Origin of the sequence: Bacteroides sp. LFL-34, assembly GCF_027257075.1 — a bacterium.
GTDB lineage: Bacteria > Bacteroidota > Bacteroidia > Bacteroidales > Bacteroidaceae > Bacteroides > Bacteroides ovatus.
Window position 1 is genome coordinate 51,479 of sequence record NZ_JAPQKZ010000029.1, and the last position, 20,631, is coordinate 72,109.

20 protein-coding genes are annotated in these 20,631 nt (G+C 40.3%); 9 read left to right on the forward strand and 11 right to left on the reverse strand.

Annotated elements, in window-relative coordinates:
• Positions 1 to 62 precede the first annotated feature (62 nt).
• The 9 genes from N5O98_RS17050 to hemW form a co-directional block, all read right to left on the reverse strand.
• The gene (locus N5O98_RS17050) at positions 63 to 419 is read right to left on the reverse strand and encodes a hypothetical protein (protein WP_118161224.1); all 357 of its coding nucleotides are present in this window, start codon (positions 417 to 419) and stop codon (positions 63 to 65) included.
• A 293-nt stretch (positions 420 to 712) separates the two neighbouring features.
• Complete coding sequence (locus N5O98_RS17055) at positions 713 to 1,321, reverse strand: lysine exporter LysO family protein (RefSeq protein ID WP_004307956.1); 609 nt, start codon at positions 1,319 to 1,321, stop codon at positions 713 to 715.
• Positions 1,318 to 1,599, reverse strand: coding sequence for a LysO family transporter (locus N5O98_RS17060; RefSeq protein WP_004321999.1), 282 nt, complete (start codon positions 1,597 to 1,599; stop codon positions 1,318 to 1,320). Before N5O98_RS17060 ends, N5O98_RS17055 begins: the two co-directional genes overlap by 4 nt.
• A 188-nt stretch (positions 1,600 to 1,787) precedes the next feature.
• A complete protein-coding gene (locus N5O98_RS17065) occupies positions 1,788 to 2,786 on the reverse strand; it encodes a DUF4249 domain-containing protein (RefSeq protein WP_004307958.1) in 999 nt (332 codons plus the stop codon).
• Between the two features lie 7 nt (positions 2,787 to 2,793).
• Positions 2,794 to 5,496, reverse strand: coding sequence for a TonB-dependent receptor (locus tag N5O98_RS17070; RefSeq protein WP_118161223.1), 2,703 nt, complete (start codon positions 5,494 to 5,496; stop codon positions 2,794 to 2,796).
• Between the two features lies 1 nt (position 5,497).
• The gene (locus N5O98_RS17075) at positions 5,498 to 6,376 is read right to left on the reverse strand and encodes a FecR family protein (protein WP_118161222.1); all 879 of its coding nucleotides are present in this window, start codon (positions 6,374 to 6,376) and stop codon (positions 5,498 to 5,500) included.
• Positions 6,377 to 6,402: 26 nt separating this feature from the next.
• Positions 6,403 to 6,837 (reverse strand): hypothetical protein, encoded by a 435-nt coding sequence (locus N5O98_RS17080; RefSeq protein ID WP_004307961.1) that lies wholly within the window; start codon positions 6,835 to 6,837, stop codon positions 6,403 to 6,405.
• A gap of 90 nt (positions 6,838 to 6,927) precedes the next feature.
• A complete protein-coding gene (locus N5O98_RS17085; protein WP_118161221.1) occupies positions 6,928 to 7,482 on the reverse strand; it encodes an RNA polymerase sigma-70 factor in 555 nt (184 codons plus the stop codon).
• A gap of 19 nt (positions 7,483 to 7,501) precedes the next feature.
• A complete protein-coding gene (gene hemW / locus N5O98_RS17090) occupies positions 7,502 to 8,632 on the reverse strand; it encodes a radical SAM family heme chaperone HemW (protein WP_118161220.1) in 1,131 nt (376 codons plus the stop codon).
• A 548-nt stretch (positions 8,633 to 9,180) separates the two neighbouring features.
• Between hemW and N5O98_RS17095 the strand changes: the two genes are divergently transcribed.
• The 3 genes from N5O98_RS17095 to rprY all read left to right on the forward strand — a co-directional run bounded on the left by N5O98_RS17095 (position 9,181) and on the right by rprY (position 13,928).
• Complete coding sequence (locus N5O98_RS17095) at positions 9,181 to 11,337, forward strand: elongation factor G (RefSeq protein ID WP_004299324.1); 2,157 nt, start codon at positions 9,181 to 9,183, stop codon at positions 11,335 to 11,337.
• A gap of 331 nt (positions 11,338 to 11,668) precedes the next feature.
• Positions 11,669 to 13,225 carry a sensor histidine kinase gene (locus tag N5O98_RS17100; protein WP_118161219.1) on the forward strand — a complete coding sequence of 519 codons (1,557 nt, stop codon included), beginning with the start codon at positions 11,669 to 11,671 and terminating at the stop codon, positions 13,223 to 13,225.
• A gap of 1 nt (position 13,226) precedes the next feature.
• Complete coding sequence (gene rprY / locus N5O98_RS17105) at positions 13,227 to 13,928, forward strand: response regulator transcription factor RprY (protein ID WP_004299326.1); 702 nt, start codon at positions 13,227 to 13,229, stop codon at positions 13,926 to 13,928.
• A 77-nt stretch (positions 13,929 to 14,005) separates the two neighbouring features.
• On the opposite strand, the gene N5O98_RS17110 is transcribed toward rprY, so the two are convergent.
• Both N5O98_RS17110 and N5O98_RS17115 read right to left on the reverse strand, forming a co-directional pair.
• Entirely contained in the window at positions 14,006 to 14,182 is a 177-nt protein-coding gene (locus N5O98_RS17110) for a hypothetical protein (RefSeq protein ID WP_004299327.1), read from the reverse strand.
• Between the two features lie 140 nt (positions 14,183 to 14,322).
• A complete protein-coding gene (locus N5O98_RS17115) occupies positions 14,323 to 14,769 on the reverse strand; it encodes a MarR family winged helix-turn-helix transcriptional regulator (RefSeq protein ID WP_004299328.1) in 447 nt (148 codons plus the stop codon).
• 160 nt (positions 14,770 to 14,929) lie between these two features.
• Here N5O98_RS17115 and rpsF point away from each other — a divergent pair, with 160 nt between their 5' ends.
• The 6 genes from rpsF to N5O98_RS17145 all read left to right on the forward strand — a co-directional run bounded on the left by rpsF (position 14,930) and on the right by N5O98_RS17145 (position 20,606).
• Positions 14,930 to 15,274 (forward strand): 30S ribosomal protein S6, encoded by a 345-nt coding sequence (gene rpsF / locus N5O98_RS17120; RefSeq protein WP_004299329.1) that lies wholly within the window; start codon positions 14,930 to 14,932, stop codon positions 15,272 to 15,274.
• A gap of 2 nt (positions 15,275 to 15,276) precedes the next feature.
• Entirely contained in the window at positions 15,277 to 15,549 is a 273-nt protein-coding gene (rpsR, locus tag N5O98_RS17125; protein WP_004307964.1) for a 30S ribosomal protein S18, read from the forward strand.
• Positions 15,550 to 15,563: 14 nt separating this feature from the next.
• Positions 15,564 to 16,007, forward strand: coding sequence for a 50S ribosomal protein L9 (gene rplI / locus N5O98_RS17130; RefSeq protein ID WP_004307965.1), 444 nt, complete (start codon positions 15,564 to 15,566; stop codon positions 16,005 to 16,007).
• Between the two features lie 82 nt (positions 16,008 to 16,089).
• Positions 16,090 to 17,754, forward strand: coding sequence for a DUF6377 domain-containing protein (locus tag N5O98_RS17135; RefSeq protein WP_118161218.1), 1,665 nt, complete (start codon positions 16,090 to 16,092; stop codon positions 17,752 to 17,754).
• A 239-nt stretch (positions 17,755 to 17,993) separates the two neighbouring features.
• Positions 17,994 to 19,106: a Gfo/Idh/MocA family protein gene (locus N5O98_RS17140; RefSeq protein WP_004299332.1), complete on the forward strand. Its 1,113-nt coding sequence runs from the start codon at positions 17,994 to 17,996 to the stop codon at positions 19,104 to 19,106.
• Positions 19,107 to 19,118: 12 nt separating this feature from the next.
• A complete protein-coding gene (locus tag N5O98_RS17145; protein WP_022199212.1) occupies positions 19,119 to 20,606 on the forward strand; it encodes a Gfo/Idh/MocA family oxidoreductase in 1,488 nt (495 codons plus the stop codon).
• Positions 20,607 to 20,631: the final 25 nt, after the last annotated feature.

Sequence of the window (20,631 nt, forward strand, 5' to 3'; positions counted from 1 at the left end):
AGTATAAAAAAAGTGGAAGCCAACCGGCTTCCACCCTCTCTCTCTTTTACATATTAATCATTTTACTTATTCAGTTCAATACCTTTATTCTGTAAAGTGATACTCATCAAAGCTGCATACTTGGCGTACTGTTCAGCATTAAGAGTCTTTCTCATCAGTTTCAAGTTACCATAAACAGCGTTGCGCAATTTTGCTTCTTTATCTTTCTTCGCTGTTGTAGCTCTTGACATCTGTGTGGAGAAATAATCGCAAATATTGGCTACTTCTTCACTCTGATCGGAGTTTAACTTTAAATATTTGCCTAGTTTACTTACATTGATGTTACCTTCCCATTTTGCAGTTGTAGGCTGATTTCCGGCTGCAAATGTTGTAGCAGCAAGGCAGAGCGCTGCCACTAATGTTAATCCTAAACGTTTCATAATACCTACTTTTTTAATTGTTATACCTAAAAACTATTCCTAAAAACAAATCTAATACCTATTGAAAATACTGTCTAAGCGCTTAGTTTTTTCTTTTTACCTATGCAAATATAAGAATATGTTTTATAGCATAAAAATAAAGAAAAGGAAAAGATTCTTTTTAGGCTGATTTCTTGATGTAAGTCAAGAGATGATCAGCTTTTTGATATAAAAATACCTTTTTATGAAACATTTTTGTAATACGTGTGCGAAAACGATAGTAGAGTATTTCTCTATTTTAGGATTTATTGCTGTTAAAATGATATTGAGCAAAGGAATGTGACTAGGAACGGAACGCTGAAATCGACAACAAAGCCATGGAAGATGGAAATGATTACAAATTCCTTTCCCGAATATCGGGTAATGATAGGAAGAGTGGTATCCATCGTTGTGGCTCCACCAACAGAAATAGGAGCTAGCTTTCCAAAATATTTCACTAATAAGGGTGCACACAGCAAAGCGATAATTTCACGCATGATATTGGAAAGTAATGCGATAGTTCCCAATTCGGGACCTTTATATTCGGTGATAAATATGCTGGAGAGCGAGTAATAACCAAATCCGGCTCCAACTGCCATACAGTCTAAAGGACTTCGCTGGCTCATAAAAGCTCCCGCTATGGCGCAGCCTGCTAATGTGCCGAGTATCGTCATGATAGGAAGAAATACAAGCCGGGGATTCAGGGACCGAAAACTCTTCAGAGTGTTCGGATCGTTACCGATGCTGATACCTACGCAGAACATGAGTCCGCAGAGGGCATAGTAACTAAGTTTACTGTCGGTGAAGTCGTATGGGATAAGATGGTAAACTCCACAAAGAGTGCCGATAATGAAAAAAGAGACAATAATCAAACTACCTTTCATGCTTTTGTCTCCTTTCCTTTACTATATAATAGGTACCACAACCCCCATGCGCATAGAGTACTTCCTATGACCGCAGCTACCGTGATGACAACAGCTTCCAGCCCAAGAGTGTGTAATCCTTTGATGATAGATTCATTACCCCCTACATCTATTCCGAGAAGAAAGAGAAGAATCCATATAAGGAGAGTGATTATCTTGTGTATCCATGATAGTCTTTTACTGCGTAACAAGTAGCCAAGAAGCATGCCTGTCAGCATAATTCCAATAATGATAAACATAGTTAGTGCCTGCTTTTTGGCTGCAAAGATAGTATTAAATGTAAATCTTGGCTAATCTCTTCCACGATTTCTTTCATGGCTATTGACAGACATTCGACCATATCATCCACGCAAGCGGCATTGACAGACGGTGAATCTTCAAAACTACGGTTTATCGCAGTCTGCTATCCATAATTTATGATTTGTTTTCATCGTTGTGGTTTTTCTATATGAATGATCTTACTTGTCTCCGTACTGATTCCAATCATCCCAATTCCTCCATGTACATTGCTGGGGTACTTGATTGGTTCATTTATTGTTTCATCGTAAGCGTCGGAATCTACCAGGTTAAGTGCTTTCAGATAGTAATATTCTGTTTCCGTGATGCTTAAAAGACGTACAATAATATCCATCTTTACATTGGTGCCGTATTCAGGAAATCCGTCAATATCTGTCTGGTTGTAAACCGTCATTGTGTAAGATGTATTTTTGAATCGTGAGTCGTCGAATACACCATATATATTCTTTACGGTGTCGAACATGCCGTTGTCTTCGTCATCGCTGTTGGTGGGCTGTCCGTCTGTCAGCACAATATCCTCGCGGGATATAAAATGATAGCGATGTATTGTCCGGCTGACAAATTCTCCTGTTTCTTCATTATAGTCTTTCACTGTCATTTGCTTATCCATGATAAGCCGGTAGTAATTATCTTCGTTGGATCGATCTTTGATATTGATTTTGTATCGGAGAAAATTCTGCGTATAATAATACTTTGTCATTGGAATGGTGACCGTATCGATATCAGCTATTTCATGTGGACGCTGTGGTACGGTCACTTCAGCCCATGCGTGATATTGTCCGTCGTCTGTGAGGGCGTCGATACGAACTACATCTCCGGGAGTAAATTTGCTGGAAATATGGAAACGGCATTGCATATCTCCTTCCGTTTGGGGTGGGAGCGGACGTAAACTTTCTGATAACTGTCCGTTAACACGTACTTCCACCGTGGCATTTTCTACATGAGTGGCGTATCCTCTTCCCGTGAAATTGAGATAGAGAACGTTGGTCAGACTGTCTGCGTTGATTAGTGCGTTCATCACTAGTTTGGGGGGATTGTCCTTTACACTAAAAGGGAGTTCGTTTTCGCAAGAAACTGTTGTCAGCAATGCTATTAACAGGATAAATGGATAACATATACGAGTTCTCATAATGGGTTTAGAATTTATAAGTGTAAGTGAATGATGGAATTAATGGAAGTATAGTATACTTCTTGATAATCGGTTTGTTGGGATCGTTTTTGCTGGTGCTACGATATACAAAGGTAGGATTCATCGCATTATATGCATTATACAGACTGATATTCCAGGTACGCATACCATGTTTGGTCTTTTTGTTGAAATTGACTCCCACATTCAACCGGTGACTGGCTGGTAACCGATAATTATTACGATGCTCCACATATGAAGCTTCTCCGATGGTGGGTGAAGTTATGTTTGAATCAAAATAACCTCCATATCCATATCCTCCTCCAAATCCGTTGTTTGTGCCGTCACTAGGACGGATGACAGCGGTTTTCTCTTCAGGGATTGTACTTGTTCCACCTGTATAGAACACCCAGGAAGCACCGATGTCGATACGGTCGCTGAACTTATGGTTGATTGTCAGGTTGATATTGTGTCTTCGGTCATATTTATATGGGAACCGTTCACCATTGTTGATACCGCCTTTGGCAAACTGACGATCACTTTTGGATAAAGTGTAGGACAACCATCCCGTTGTTCTTCCAAGGGTTTTCTGTGCCATAAACTCAATGCCGGCCGAACGTCCTTTGCCCATTTCCACTTTGTTTTCCCAACCGGAGGAAGAACCGAAGAAACTGACGCCTTCCTTATATTCCAGCACATTATACATATCCTTATAATACCCTTCTACCGAGAATTCCCATCCTTTGATTCCCGTATAGTATCCGCCCAATGAATATTGGTGGGAGCGCATTGGCTTGATCTTTTTAGTGACCGGAACCCATAAATCCGTAGGCATGGCAATGGGCATTGACGATAGTAAATGTACATATTGGCTCATTTGGGTATAAGATGCTTTCAGGGTTACATCTTTTCCCAATTGATAGCGTGCGGAAACACGTGGTTGCAAGGAAAAGTAACTTTGTTTTTGCACATGAAACAATGAGAAATGCAGTCCGAGATTCAGGCGCAGACGATCATTCATCTTGATGTTGTCTTCCAGGTAAGCGGATAACTCATGTCCGTAAATCCGGTTGTTGGCTATGCTGTGGTAGGTTGTGTCCAGGTCTATTTTATCTCCTGTCTTATTGGAGATTTTAGAGGTCATAACTTCCGGGCGGAAACGATGATAGATATATCCTGTTCCAAATTTGAGGTGGTGTTTGGGAGATGGATTATAATCGAAGTCGATCTGGTAATTCCAATCATTGATTCCCGAACGGTAATCGGCTGAATACCGGTTGGTAAATGATGTACCGCTACTGCCGAGATATTGATTGTTGGTATATGAGTTGATGTCGAATAAATAGTTGCTGTAGGAGACTGTCGTATTGCAGAATAAACGGTTGTTGAATACATAGTTCCATCTGGCAGAAAGAATCGTGTTTCCCCAATTCATTTTGCTTCCGTCTTTGAAATCTGTATTTCCATCATAATTGGCAGCAAAATGATCCTTTCCATTGTAGGCAGATAGATAGACGCGGCTCCGGTCGGAGAATTTATGATTGATTTTGGCATTGATGTCATAAAAATAATAACTGTATTCCTCGTCATCCGGCATGAATGGTTTAGCGATGAGGTCGACATACGAACGTCTGGCGGAAATATTGAAAGACGTTTTCCCTTTCACAATCGGACCTTCCAGGTTGATTTTGCTAGTTAGTAGTCCGATACTAAGTGTGCCGTGGTATTTCTGCATATCTCCGTCATTGGTACGGACGTCGATGACAGAAGAAAGCCGTCCGCCGAAACGTGCCGGAAAAGAACTTTTGAATAGTGTTACTTTTTTGACGGCTTCCGGAGTAAAAACCGAAAAGAATCCGAACATATGGTCTACGTTATATACAGGAATCCCGTCAAGTAAGATTAGATTTTGATCCGGGCTTCCACCACGTATATACAGTCCGGCAGATCCATCTACTCCTGCCTGTACGCCGGGCATCAGTTGGATGGCTTTCATTACATCTGCCTCTCCCAGTATGCTCGGAGTATTTTTTATTTGCGTCATTGGAATCTCGATAGATCCCATCTGGGTGGCTATAGTTCCTGTCTCGGTTTTGTCGGAAACGATGACTACTTCCTGCAATTGCGTGTTACCCTGCATGCGGATATTTAGTAATGTGTCTTGTGAGAGCGTAAAATGATGCGCTTCTGTGGCATAGCCCAGATAGGAGAAACGCAGTTCGGTTTCTCCTTCGGGCAGGGTGATGCTGTAAAAACCGTAAGGATTGGTGGTTGTTCCTTGATTTTGATGACTCTCAATGATGTTGGTTCCAATCAACGTCTCGGAAGACGTCCCATCAGTGACATATCCGCTGATAGTGAACTTGCGGCTTACAGTTTTTGATTCTTTTTTCTTTTGCAGGAGGATATGCCGGCCGGTGAACTGATAACTGATCTGCTCATTTTTGAACGCAAGGTCAAGTATCTCACGCAAAGGCTTATCCTTTACCTGCAAATTGATTTTATGTTTTATGGTAATTTCCTCACTGTAGATAAAAGAATATCCGGTTGAATTCTCAATCCGTTTGACGAATTCTTTCAATGTGGCGTTTCGTAGTGTCAGCGAAAGTCGGGCGTCCGCATTTTGCGCGTATATTTGTGTGGTGATAAGGAGTGCTACCCCTATCAGAACAATGGTTCTGACAGGGAAGCGATCTTGGAATATAATATTCATCTTAGTCTGGTTTAGCAGTGATAATAATCTGTTTCTTGTTTTGTGAGTAGTCGAAATAACCGGCATTATGTAATACAGATAAAATAGTTGCCAGATCTTCTCCATTGCGGAAGCGTGCTGTGATCCGGTAATTTTGCAAAGCCGTGTCGGCTATGTGGATCGTTGCTCCGAATGAATTGGATAGTTCGCGGGCAATCTCCTGCAAAGGTAGGTCGTCGAATATAAACTCTCCCTGCCGCCAGGAAATTTCATCTTCTACGTTTTCTAAAACCTTGCGGGTGAGTTTTTCTTCCACCTTATTATATATAGCAATCTCATTCGGTTTCAAAATCACACGAACTGACTTGCTTTTATTGCTGACTGCTACCGAACCTGTCAATAACGTTGTCTTTACATCCGGATTGTTCTGATAGGCATCTACGTTGAAGTGAGTTCCCAACACCTGAACGTCAATCGTTTCAGTCTGCACGATAAACGGATGTTTTTTGTTCTTGTTTACTTCAAAATAAGCCTCCCCATTTAGTTTCACTTCCCGCTTGTCCGATTTGAACTTTTCAGGATAAGAAAGTGAAGAATAATGGTTGAGAGTGACGGTGCTGCCATCAGGAAGACAGACTGTGCGTGTCTCTGCCAAGGTGGAAACCGTTTGTATCGTGACCGGTTGCATATATAAATAGGCTGTCCATACCGATAGGCAAAGTAGAGCTACTGCCGCCGCTGCCGAGAAAGTACGTATCAGTGTCAGACGCCGGGTATGTGACTTCAGTCTTTTCTCTAGTTCCGGGTAACTGGCTGTTGCTGAAAACCGTCCTCGCGGTGAACGTGTGGAAGCGACGAGCTTGTTCAGTATTTCTTCTAATTCCGTATCGGTGTATTTCATCTTTTTTCTGTATTGCTCTTGATCTATTATTTTCGTTTCAACAGAATGGTCAGTTTGCTGATTCCTCCTTCTTTCCACTGGGGAGTGCAGGATAAAGTGACATTCTGCTTCTTCAATATCATCTGTTTAGGATAGATTTTTATGACAGTTGTTGCTGACTTCTTACCCGCTTTGATGATTACTTTCTTTTCTGTTAGCTGTACCACTGCTGCTTGTCCTACTACCGGAGGGGGTGTGGCAAGTACTACCGTCCGGTCTTCTTTTGTTTTTTCTGTTGCAACAATTTTAATTTTCAACTCACATTCGGATTTGTCGCTTTCACATTCTACTGTTTCCTTCGAATGTTCAAATCCTGCATAGTCCTTTGGTAGGTTGTCGTTGTCATTGTTGCATGAAAACAGGCACAGACAAACTGAAAGAAGGACAAAGATTCCCATGTTTGCGTCATTTAGCTTTTTCATTTTCTGTCTTTTTTAGTGATTGATTGACTTATTTGTTGATAAAGACCGGAGGGGGACAGAAACTCCCTACGCTCTTTGTCTAAAAGAATGTTAATCTATTTCGGCCCGGCTAATCATCTCTTTTAAACGTGTGATTGCTTTCTGAAGTTGTGCGTCCACTGTATTCATGCTGATGCCTAATTCTTCTGCTACTTGTGCGTAACTCTGTTTTTCTTCACGGATGCGGATGAACACTTCCCTGCAACGATCCGGAAGCCGGTCGAGTGCTTTTACGTAAAGAGCGAACAGTTCTTCACTGATGAGCGATTCTTCCGGTGAATAGCTTTGTTCTTGAGGCTCCGGCAGAGAATCGGGATGAATAAGCGTATGTCTTGATTCTTTTTCCAGATAATTGAGCGAAGCATTTTTGACGAGAATGAAACAATAATCTTCAATGTTTCTCACATCGAGCAAATTGCTGCGTTGCTTCCATAGTTTCAGGAATACATCGAGAACGATTTCCTGCGACCATTCTTCCTGTTTCACATAATAATAGGCAATACGAAAGAGACGGTCATAAGTCATGTTGTAAAAGTCCCGGAAAGCAGTCTGCGATTCCAGTTCTTTCATTTGCCGCAATAACTTTCTTACTTCTGATTCGGTCATCGGCTTCTTGTTTGTTTGGTTAGTCTACCCAAAGTAAATCACTCATTATACTGTCGGAAATGAAAATACCTTCACGCGTCAGGCGCAAAGCCCCGTTGTATTCCTCCAGTTTACCATTTTTCAGATAAGGTGCAGCCATTTTTTGACAATACTCCCACATTTCATTGCCGAACATCTGTTTCAGTTTCTCTATAGGTGTTCCCCATACGGTACGTATGGTAGTGATAATAAATTCGTTGTAGCGGGTGGTTGGGTCCAGATACTCTGTCTCGAAAGCACGACAGTCTTCTTCTATACCTTTTATATAGGTGTCGATTGAAGACACATTCCATTCCCGTGTCATTCCGTCAAAAGAATGTGCCGATGGTCCGCATCCCAGATAGGCTATTCCTTTCCAATAGGAAGTGTTGTGGCGGGAATATTTTCCGGGGCGGCAAAAATTGGAAATCTCATAGTGTTCAAATCCTGCTTTCTGCAAATGCTCTATCAGTAATGTGAAAAATTCTAAACTGGAGTCTTCGTCTACCTCGGATATCTGGTGCTGTTTTAACATATTATATATAGGTGTATCTTCCTCATAAATCAAGTGATAGGCGGAGATATGCTCTACATTCAGACTGATAGCCTGACGGAGATCGTTTTCCCATCGTTCTTTTGTTTCTCCGGGCAATCCGTAAATTAGGTCGATACTGATGTTCTGGAAATCGGCTTTCCGGCATCTGTCAATTGCTTCGATGGCTGTACGGGCATTGTGGCGGCGTCTCAATAGTTTGAGCGTAGCGTCATCAAAAGTCTGTATTCCCATGCTGAGGCGGTTGAAAGGAAGTGAGGAAAGCATTTCCAGATATTCCTGCGATAAATCATCCGGATTAGCTTCCAGAGTGATTTCCTGACAATGATTCAATCCGTAGTGCTCGCGGATGGTATCAAATATCTGTTCAAAATCCTCTTTTTCCAGTTGAGACGGGGTTCCGCCACCGAAATAAATAGTTTCTATATCTTCTCCTTTCAGGTATTCTTTACGCATCGCCAACTCCCGGCAGAGAGCCTGTACATAACGGGTTTTGAGTTCGCTGCGAGTGGTTGAGTAGAAGTCGCAGTAGATGCAGCGCGTTTTGCAAAAAGGAATATGAAGATAGATACCTGCCATAGTTATGCTGTTTGGGTTTGTGGGTGTAAAAGTAAGACTATTATTAGATATATCAAAAAAGCTGTTGACGGAAATTATTTATAGTGGGGCAGGAATACGCTAAATAGATAATTCTCCCATCGATTAGTAGAAGATAATTTCCTGCAATGCTGAATTTAAGATCTTTTCTTTTATAAATAAGATTCGAACTTGTAGCCGGGTTTTCGTTTGACTTAAGTCAAACGATAGAATGACTTAAGTTAAACTATCGCTTGACTTAAGTCAAACGAAAACTGATTAGGCAACGGGGAAACTATTGTATGAAAGGAAAACAACTAAAAATAACATCGTGCCGGATTACTCGTTGCAACTATGAAATTAGTTTATAGCCATGCGAAAATAATTTTTAACCCGATTCGAAAATGTTCATGTTAAAGATGTGTTACATAACATTGTTTAGTAACACTGCCATAAGTGTTGCTTTTCCCCCAATTAATCCCTAATTTGCGCATCACAAAATTAATGGTATGTGAGAAACATACTGAGTAATTACTAAAATCTTATATATTATGAAAGTATATCAGACTAATGAAATCAAGAACATTGCCTTGTTGGGAAGTTCTGGCTCTGGGAAAACCACTCTCGTGGAAGCGATGCTTTTCGAGAGTGGTGTTATAAAACGTCGCGGATCTGTTGCCGCAAAAAACACAGTTAGCGATTATTTTCCTGTTGAACAAGAGTATGGTTACTCCGTTTTCTCCACCGTTCTCCATGTAGAATGGAATAACAAAAAACTTAATATTATTGACTGTCCGGGATCGGACGACTTCGTAGGCAGCACAGTGACTGCACTAAATGTGACCGACACAGCAATTATCCTTCTCAATGGCCAATACGGCGTCGAAGTCGGTACACAAAATCACTTCCGTTATACAGAAAAGCTGAATAAACCTGTTATTTTTCTAGTCAACCAGCTTGATAATGAAAAATGCGATTATGATAATATCCTCGAACAGCTGAAAGAGGCATACGGCTCTAAGGTTGTTCCCATTCAATATCCGATAGCTACCGGTCCGGGCTTTAATGCGCTGATCGACGTATTGTTGATGAAGAAATACTCATGGAAACCCGAAGGAGGGGCTCCGACAATCGAAGATATTCCGGCAGAAGAAATGGATAAGGCCATGGAAATGCACAAAGCGTTGGTAGAAGCTGCTGCCGAGAATGATGAAAATCTGATGGAGAAATTCTTCGAGCAAGATTCCCTGTCAGAAGACGAAATGCGTGAAGGCATCCGTAAGGGATTGATCGCCAGAGGTATGTTCCCTGTATTCTGTGTTTGCGGAGGTAAAGATATGGGCGTTCGCCGCTTGATGGAATTCTTGGGCAACGTTGTTCCTTTTGTATCTGAAATGCCGAAGGTACAGAATACGGAAGGTAAAGAAGTGGCTCCTGACTCCAATGGACCGGAATCTCTTTATTTCTTCAAGACAAGTGTGGAACCGCATATCGGTGAAGTTTCCTATTTTAAAGTAATGAGCGGCAAAGTTCATGAGGGAGACGATTTGCTGAATGCCGACCGTGGTTCGAAGGAACGTATCGCGCAAATCTATGTGGTAGCTGGTGGTAACCGTGTCAAGGTGGAAGAATTGCAGGCCGGTGATATCGGTGCTGCCGTGAAACTGAAAGACGTGAAAACCGGTAATACGCTGAATGGTAAGGATTGTGACTACAAATTCAATTTTATCAAATATCCGAACTCTAAATATACCCGTGCCATTAAGCCGGTGAATGAAGCGGATGTGGAAAAGATGATGAGTATCCTGAACCGTATGCGCGAAGAAGATCCTACCTGGGTGATCGAGCAATCAAAAGAACTGAAACAGACTTTGGTACACGGTCAGGGAGAATTCCATCTTCGTACCTTGAAATGGCGTTTGGAAAACAACGAAAAACTTCAGGTAAAATATGAAGAACCGAAGATTCCATATCGTGAAACGATTACAAAGGCTGCCCGTGCCGACTATCGTCATAAGAAACAGTCCGGTGGTGCCGGCCAGTTTGGTGAAGTTCACCTGATCGTAGAACCTTATAAAGAAGGTATGCCTGTGCCTGAAACATATAAGTTTAATGGACAGGAATTTAAGATTACCGTGAGAGGCACGGAAGAGATACCATTGGAATGGGGTGGTAAACTGGTGTTTGTTAACAGTATCGTCGGTGGTTCTATCGATGCCCGCTTCTTGCCTGCTATTATGAAAGGTATTATGTCTCGTATGGAGCAAGGACCGTTGACGGGTTCGTATGCTCGTGACGTGCGCGTTATTGTTTACGATGGTAAGATGCACCCGGTAGATTCGAATGAAATCTCCTTTATGCTTGCCGGACGTAATGCCTTTAGTGAAGCCTTCAAGAATGCCGGTCCGAAAATTCTGGAACCGATTTATGATGTAGAAGTGTTCGTTCCGTCTGATAGGATGGGAGATGTGATGGGAGATCTTCAGGGACGTCGTGCCATGATTATGGGTATGAGTAGCGAAAAAGGTTTTGAGAAACTGGTTGCTAAAGTACCTTTGAAAGAAATGTCGTCTTATTCTACGGCGCTTAGCTCTCTCACGGGTGGACGTGCTTCGTTCATTATGAAATTCTCTAGTTATGAGCTTGTTCCGACGGATGTTCAAGATAAGTTAATGAAGGACTTTGAAGCTAAACAAACTGAAGAATAAGTATAAATGATAGGTGATAATTGATTGAATATTCACTATAATATTCGGTATTTATCATCTGTTAGGCATAAAGAATCAACTAAAACGTTAAAACCGCCGCCTTTTTTAAGTAAAAGGGGGCGGTTTTTGTTTAACTATGATTAATAAAGATGGAAAAACACAAGGAGAAGATTTAATTTTTTATTAAATTTGCAAACCAAAGGAGGGGTTTTATTGTTGTAGTAATCAGAATACAACCTAAATAGCTCCTTACGGTTAATTTCCGGGAAGTTCCGGTTAAATCAAGTTAATGCATTAGGAGTGTTAATTAGGGAGTGTTAATTTTGTTGCTATGAAGAAGTCAACAATTTGGATATTAGGTATTGTAATGGGGCTTTCCTTCCTTAGCTTGCTGTATTTGCAGGTAAGTTATATAGAGGAAATGATGAAAACCCGTAAGGAACAGTTTGATTCGGCTGTACGCAATAGCCTGGATCAGGTTTCCAAGGATGTGGAATATGCAGAGACCAGACGTTGGTTGATCGAAGATATTTCAGAAGCAGAAAGAAAAGCGCTGATTGCGAATAATGCTTCCATACAACAAGACAACTTGATTCAGCAAACGCAGCGGTTTACAGTGAAGTCTAAGGATGGAAAAGTATATTCGGATTTTGAGCTGAAAGTGATGACCACTAAGCCCTCCGAGCTTCCGAAGGCTATGATTTCTCCTTACAGGGGGACAAAGACCATTCCGGAAACTTCGCGTTCATTAGTGGAAGCCATCAAGAATCGGTATATGTATCAACGGGCATTACTCGATGAAGTGGCCTGGCAGATGATTTACCGGGGAAGTGACAAGTCGATTGGAGACAGAGTACGGTTTAAAGAACTGGATGACTATCTGAAATCGAGCTTATATAATAATAGTATAGATTTGCCTTATCACTTTACAGTGATCGACAAAGACGGAAGGGAAGTCTACCGTTGTGCGGATTATGAGGCAAAGGGAAGTGAAGACGCTTATCAGCAGGCATTGTTCAAGAATGACCCGCCTGCAAAAATGAGTATCTTGAAAGTGCACTTTCCGGGGAAGAAAGATTATATCTTTGACTCCATCAGTTTCATGATTCCGTCGCTGATATTTACACTGGTATTGTTAGTGACATTCATCTTTACGATTTATATCGTATTCCGGCAAAAGAAACTGACGGAAATGAAGAATGACTTTATCAATAATATGACGCACGAATTTAAAACACCGATATCTACCATTTCATTAGCAGCCCAGATGTTGAAAGATCCGGCGGTGGGAAAATCTCCACAGATGTTCCAGCATATATCGGGAGTGATTAATGATGAAACCAAGCGCTTGCGCTTCCAGGTGGAAAAGGTGCTCCAGATGTCGATGTTCGAACGTCAGAAGGCCACTTTGAAGATGAAGGAGATTGATGCGAATGAATTAATAGCAGGAGTTATCAATACCTTTGCGCTGAAAGTGGAACGGTATAATGGTAAGATAACATCGAACCTTGAGGCCACTGATCCTGTTATATTTGCAGACGAGATGCATATCACGAATGTAATCTTTAATCTGATGGATAACGCGGTGAAATATAAGAAACCGGAAGAGGATCTGGAACTGAAAGTGAGAACGTGGAATGAGTCGGGTAAACTGATGATTTCGATACAGGATAATGGTATCGGTATCAAAAAAGAGAACCTGAAAAAGATATTTGAAAAGTTCTATCGTGTACATACGGGTAATCTGCACGATGTGAAGGGCTTTGGACTGGGATTGGCTTATGTGAGAAAAATTATATTGGATCATAAGGGAACCATCCGGGCGGAAAGCGACCTGAACGTGGGAACTAAATTTATTATTGCATTACCTTTATTAAAAAATAATTGATATGGACGAGAAACTGCGTATTTTATTGTGCGAGGATGACGAAAATCTTGGCATGCTTTTAAGAGAATATCTACAGGCAAAAGGTTATTCTGCTGAGTTATATCCTGATGGAGAAGCCGGTTATAAGGCTTTCTTGAAGAATAAATATGACTTGTGCGTGTTTGACGTGATGATGCCTAAAAAAGACGGCTTCACACTGGCACAGGATGTCCGTGCAGCAAATGCTGAAATTCCTATTATCTTCCTGACGGCCAAAACGCTGAAAGAAGATATTCTGGAAGGCTTTAAAATCGGTGCGGATGATTATATCACCAAACCGTTTAGTATGGAAGAATTGACATTCAGAATTGAAGCGATCTTGAGACGTGTTCGTGGAAAGAAGAACAAAGAAAGCAATATCTATAAGATTGGTAAGTTTACTTTCGACACACAGAAACAAATTCTGTCGTCAGAAGGCAAACAAACTAAGCTGACTACCAAAGAGTCTGAACTGCTCGGATTGCTTTGTGCACATGCCAATGAGATTTTGCAACGTGACTTCGCTCTGAAAACAATCTGGATTGACGATAACTATTTCAATGCCCGTAGTATGGACGTGTATATCACGAAATTGCGTAAGCATCTGAAAGAAGACGATTCAATCGAAATTATCAATATTCACGGAAAAGGCTATAAGCTGATTACTCCGGAAGTTGAATCTTAATGATTGCGTTTGAGATAACTCTAAATAAAAAATCCCGGGAACATTCGTTTCCGGGATTTTTTATTGATTTTGCGAAATTAATCAGCGATCTTCTTATTAATAACAATATAAGAAATGAGTCCCAGTACTACAAGTACTACTGAAGTACCCAGGATGGCGTTGTTGTTTACATTTCCTGTAAAGGAACAAGCCAGCAGGATGACTACTCCGACCAAGATTAATATCAATCCTAAGTTCTTTAATAAACCTTTCATGTGTGTGTATTTTAATAGATTATAATATTCCAGTCACAAATTAAAGCATAATTCTTTAACGGGCGAAATTATTTGGATAAAAATTCCATTATAAATGCACGATTTAGTGGATTTTATGATTTGGAGAGAAGTTCTTCTATCTAATCTTTTGTATTGTAGAACACCTTTTTCAGTACCTCCTGTCCAATGCTCAATTCGTCGAGAGTGATACCGTGAAGAGCCTCTTTCAGAGTCTGTCCGGCAATGACACGCGCTTTTTCCTCCAGTTCTTTTCCGTCTTTGGTCAGATGGATCAGGTTGGTGCGGCGGTCTTTTTTATCGGAAATGCGCACAACAAGATGTTGCCGTTCCATATTATCTATCAAACGGGTCATGCTGGGCTTGTCTTTAAAAGTTGCATTACACAACTCTTGTTGCGTCACGCCGTCTTTTTCCCACAGGAAAATGAGTACCGTCCATTGTTCGGGACTGATTTCCAATCCGTTCTGACGGAAGTTACGGTACAGTTTCCGGTTGATTGCCGCAGAAACTTTGCCATTTAATATGGCAAATATAAGTCGAATGTCGAAATTAAATTGCTCTATCATGAAATTATTGTTTAAACAACTTTGCAAAGGTAAGTCTCTTCCCGGATAAATCCTATCTTCGGATACAAAAAAAGATTAAATATTTGTAGTTCAAAATAAAATGTCTAACTTTGCACCCGCATTTAAAATCAAATAATTTATTTATTTAATTAAACGAAGTATGAATCAATACGAAACCGTTTTCATTTTAACTCCCGTTTTATCTGATGTTCAGATGAAGGAAGCGGTAGAAAAATTCAAAGGCGTTCTTCAAGCTGAAGGTGCTGAGATTATTAATGAAGAAAACTGGGGACTGAAGAAATTGGCTTACCCAATTCAGAAAAAGTCTACAGGTTTTTATCAACTGATTGAGTTCAATGCAGATCCTACTGTAATTGACAAGCTGGAAATTAATTTCCGTCGTGATGAACGCGTAATCCGTTTCTTGACTTTCAAGATGGATAAGTATGCTGCTGAATACGCTGCAAAAAGAAGAAGTGTTAAATCAAACAAAAAGGAGGATTAATCATGGCACAACAAGTTCAATCAGAAATCAGATATTTAACTCCGCCGTCAGTAGACGTTAAGAAGAAAAAGTACTGCCGTTTCAAAAAGAGTGGTATTAAGTATATCGACTACAAAGATCCTGAATTCTTGAAGAAATTCTTGAATGAACAAGGAAAAATCCTTCCGCGTCGTATTACAGGTACTTCTTTGAAGTTCCAACGTCGTATCGCGCAGGCTGTGAAGAGAGCTCGTCACTTGGCATTGCTGCCTTATGTAACTGACATGATGAAATAAGAAGGAGGAAAAGTATGGAAATTATATTAAAAGAAGACGTAGTAAACTTGGGTTATAAGAACGATATCGTAAACGTGAAATCCGGATACGGTCGTAATTATCTGATCCCGACTGGAAAAGCTATCATCGCTTCTCCTTCTGCAAAGAAAATGTTGGCTGAAGAACTGAAACAGCGCGCTCACAAACTTGAGAAAATCAAGAAAGATGCTGAAGCTATGGCTGCTAAGTTGGAAGGCGTTTCTTTGACTATCGCAACTAAAGTTAGCTCAACCGGTACTATCTTCGGTTCTGTTGGTAACATCCAGATTGCTGAAGCATTGTCTAAACTGGGTCATGAAGTTGACAGAAAGATCATCGTTGTAAAAGACGCTGTGAAAGAAGTTGGTAGCTACAAGGCTATCGTTAAGCTTCACAAGGAGGTTTCGGTAGAAATTCCTTTCGAGGTAGTTGCTGAATAAGAGCAAATTTACTTCATATATGAAAAGCGATTTGTTCTGAACGAATAAATCGCTTTTTTTTGTTATCTTTGCTATTACTATTATGAAATTCAACTATTGTTTTCTAAAGAAGAGGTTTTTGCTTCTGCTGATTGCTTTGGGAATTGGCAGTGTTCTTTATGCAAATAATGAGTTGAAACTATTGACTGATTCTTTGCGTAGAGTGATAGATGAAAAACACGTCTTTGTTAAAGAGAAAGAGGATCGGATAAACCGGATAAAATGTATGTTGAAAAGTCCCGGTTTGACTCTTGAAGGAGAATATAGAATCAATCTACGGTTATATAACGAATATAAAAAGTTTCATATTGATTCAGCCATCCATTATGTTGATCGCAATATTGAGATTTCCCGCCAGTTGAATAGACCTTATTTCACCAACCAGTCGTCTTTACATCTTAGCCTTTTATATTCGATGTGTGGCAGGTTCCGCGAAGCGGAGATTATTTTGAAAAGTATAAAGACTTCAGAACTTCCCAGAGATTTATTAATAAACTATTATCAAACTTATTCCAGTTTTTGGGGACACTATTCGATTTCTGTCGCCAATAATCTGTATGGCAAGCAGCAGGCTGCTTATCAAGATTCTCTGTTTGCCCTCATTGACCACACTTCTTGGGATTATCGAATGTCCCAGGCTTCTTATTATATTTGGCGTGATACGCTGAAATCGAAAGAAATTTATAAAGAACTGATGGAGATTGAGGAAGTGGGGACGCCCAATTATGCTATGATAACTCATTCATATTCCAGGTTATGTCACCATCAGAAAAAGTATGATGAGGAAAAAAAATATTTGATGTTGTCGGCAATAGCCGATACCCGGAATGCTACGCGGGAAAATGCATCCCTGCAATCTCTTGCATTGATAGCTTATGATGAACAGAATTTAGCTGATGCCTTTAAATTTACACAGTCCGCTATCGATGACGTTATATCTTCCGGTATTCATTTCCGGGCCATCGAAATTTATAAATTCAATTCTATTATTAATACAGCTTATCAGGCGGAGCAGGCCAGATCACGGTCGCATCTGACTACTTTTCTTATTTCTACAAGTATTATCCTTTTTCTTTTAGTCCTGTTGGTGCTTTTCATCTATATTCAAATGAAAAAGACGTTGAAAATAAAACAGGCATTGGCACAGAGTAATGAGGAGCTTTTGCGATTGAACAACAAGCTGAATAGCATGAACAGCCAGCTGAATGATACAAATAATCAGTTGTGTGAAATTAATAGTATAAAAGAGTATTACATAGCCGAATTCTTTGATGTCTGTTTTAGTTATATCCATAAAATGGAGAAATATCAGAATATGCTGTATAAAATAGCTATTAATAAATACTATGATGAACTGATTAAGAAGCTAAAATCATCTGCGCTTATTGATGAAGAGCTTGGCGCTTTATACACTCGTTTTGATAAGGTCTTCTTAGGTTTGTATCCCACTTTTGTTTCTGATTTTAACGCTCTGTTGAAAGATGAAGAGAAAATTATTTTAAAACCGGACGCTTTATTGAATAGAGAACTTCGTATTTATGCTTTATTACGCTTGGGTATTACGGATAGTGGAAAGATAGCGAACTTTCTCCGTTGCTCTACAAGTACGGTTTATAATTATCGTACGAAGATGAGAAATAAAGCAGCCGTCGACAGGGATGAATTTGAGAATGAAATTATGAAAATTAGTTCAACACAAGAGATATAATTATCATTTTAACATTATAATACTTTCCAAATCATCTACATTTTTTTGATGTGTCAAGTTATCTAAGTTGTTGATTAATAGTAAAAAGAACTAATTTTATATCTACATAAAGTAGTGTAAGTCAAATAAGCCGTTATTTATTTGGCTAGATTTGCAATATCAGTTTTTAGCTCACCAGTTTGGTAGTTAGAAGTTGATGTTTTATCTATTATTTGTACTTAAATTCACTATGTTTAATTATGAACACGCAATCTTCAGTAGACACGAGAATTAAAGTTGGAATTATCGGTTTTGGTAGGATGGGAAGATTCTACTGGGAAGCGATGACTAAAAGTGATCGGTGGAATATTGCTTATATTTGTGATACCGATCCGGCATCACGTCAGTTGGCTAAAAAGCTTTCCCCTAACTCTATTATAGTAGAAGATAATCAAAAGATTTTTGAGGATGAAAGTGTGCAGGTAGTCGGACTTTTCACTTTGGCTGACTCGCGGATGGAACAAATAGAAAAAGCTATTCGTTACGGCAAACACATTATTTCAGAAAAACCAGTTGCAGATACAATGGAAAATGAGTGGAAAGTTGTAGAAATGACAGAAAACACAAATCTCATTTCTACGGTAAATCTGTATCTGCGAAATTCCTGGTATCATAATTTAATGAAGGAATATATCCAGCAAGGGGAAATCGGAGAGCTGGCTATTATTCGTATTTGTCACATGACTCCCGGCTTGGCACCAGGTGAAGGTCATGAGTATGAGGGACCTGCTTTCCATGATTGTGGAATGCATTATGTAGATATTACCCGTTGGTATGCAGGATGTGATTATAGAACATGGAATGCTCAGGGAGTGAATATGTGGAACTACAAGGATCCTTGGTGGGTGCAATGTCACGGAACTTTTCAAAACGGGGTCGTTTTTGATATTACCCAAGGATTTGTTTATGGGCAATTATCTAAAGACCAGACACATAATTCGTATGTAGATATTATAGGTACAAAAGGGGTTGTGCGTATGACGCATGACTTCAATACTGCTGTTGTCGACCTACACGGTGTCAATCAGACCATCCGTGTAGAGAAACCTTTCGGCGGCAAGAATATAGACGTGTTGTGTGACCTGTTTGCTGATTCGGTAGAAACCGGAAAACGCAGTTCACGATTACCGCTAATGCGCGATTCGGCTATTGCATCCGAATATGCGTGGACATTCTTGAAAGATACCCGCAAACACGATTTGCCCGCTATTGGTAATTTGCGCACTTTGGAGCAAATACGCGAACGAAGAAAAAACATGAAAAATGGATATGGATTGTTGCACGGCAACCTTCCAAAGATTATTAACCCTTAAACAAATAAAATCATGTCAAACATTTCGAGGAGAAAATTTCTCAAAACGGGAGCCGCTGCTTTAGCAGGTATAACCATTGCTCCCAGTACAATTTTAGGTATGAGTCACGGGCATATTTCGCCTACTGACAAATTAAATCTTGCAGCTGTGGGTATTGGCGGTATGGGACATGCCAACATTAATCACGTAAAGGGCACTGAAAATATTGTGGCTCTTTGTGATGTGGATTGGAAGTATGCAAAAGGTGTGTTCGACGAATTCCCCAAGGCTAAAAAATACTGGGATTATCGTAAAATGTATGATGAAATGGGTAAATCTATTGACGGTGTAATTGTTGCAACTGCCGACCATACTCATGCTATCATCACTGCTGATGCAATGACAATGGGAAAACACGTGTACTGTCAGAAGCCGTTGACCCACTCTGTTTATGAATCTCGTTTATTGACAAAATTAGCTGCCTCAACAGGTGTTGTTACTCAGATGGGTAATCAGGGTTCATCGGATGAAGGTACGGATTTGGTATGCGAATGGATTTGGAATGGTGAAATCGGTGATATAACTAAGGTGGAATGTGCGACAGACCGTCCTATTTGGCCGCAAGGATTGAATGTTCCTGAAAAGGTTGATAAAATTCCTAGCACATTGAATTGGGATTTGTTTACAGGTCCTGCTAAAATGAATCCTTACAATGCTATTTATCATCCTTGGAACTGGCGTGGATGGTGGGATTATGGAACAGGTGCATTAGGCGATATGGCTTGCCATATTTTGCATCAGCCGTTTAGAGCATTGAAATTGCAATATCCTACTAAAGTGGAAGGGTCATCTACTTTATTGTTGAATGCTTGTGCTCCGCAGGCACAGCATGTGAAAATGATTTTCCCTGCTCGTGAAAATATGCCGAAAGTAGCTATGCCTGAAGTGGAAGTACATTGGTACGATGGCGGTATGATGCCTGAACGTCCGAAAGGATTCCCGGAAGGAAAACAACTGATGCAGAGTGGTGGTGGTTTGACTATTTTCCACGGAACGAAAGATACTTTGATTTGCGGATGTTATGGACAGAATCCTTGGTTGCTTTCTGGTCGTAAACCAAATGCGCCAAAGGTTTGTCGTCGTGTTCCCAATGCTATGAACGGTGGTCACGAGATGGACTGGGTACGTGCATGTAAAGAAAATAAATCTAACCGTATCATGACTAAGTCTGATTTCTCAGAAGCCGGACCAATGAATGAAATGGTGGCAATGGGTGTATTGGCTATTCGTTTGCAAGCGCTGAATAAGACTCTTGAATGGGATGGAGCTAACATGTGCTTTACGAATATTGGTGATAACGAAACGATCCGCACCGTTATCAAAGACGGATTCAAGATTCATGATGGTCATCCGACATTTGACAAGACATGGACTGATCCGATTAATGCGAAACAGTTTGCTGCTGAATTAGTGAAACATACTTATCGTGACGGCTGGAGACTGCCTGATATGCCGAGATAAATTAGAAATTAAAGATAAAAAATTA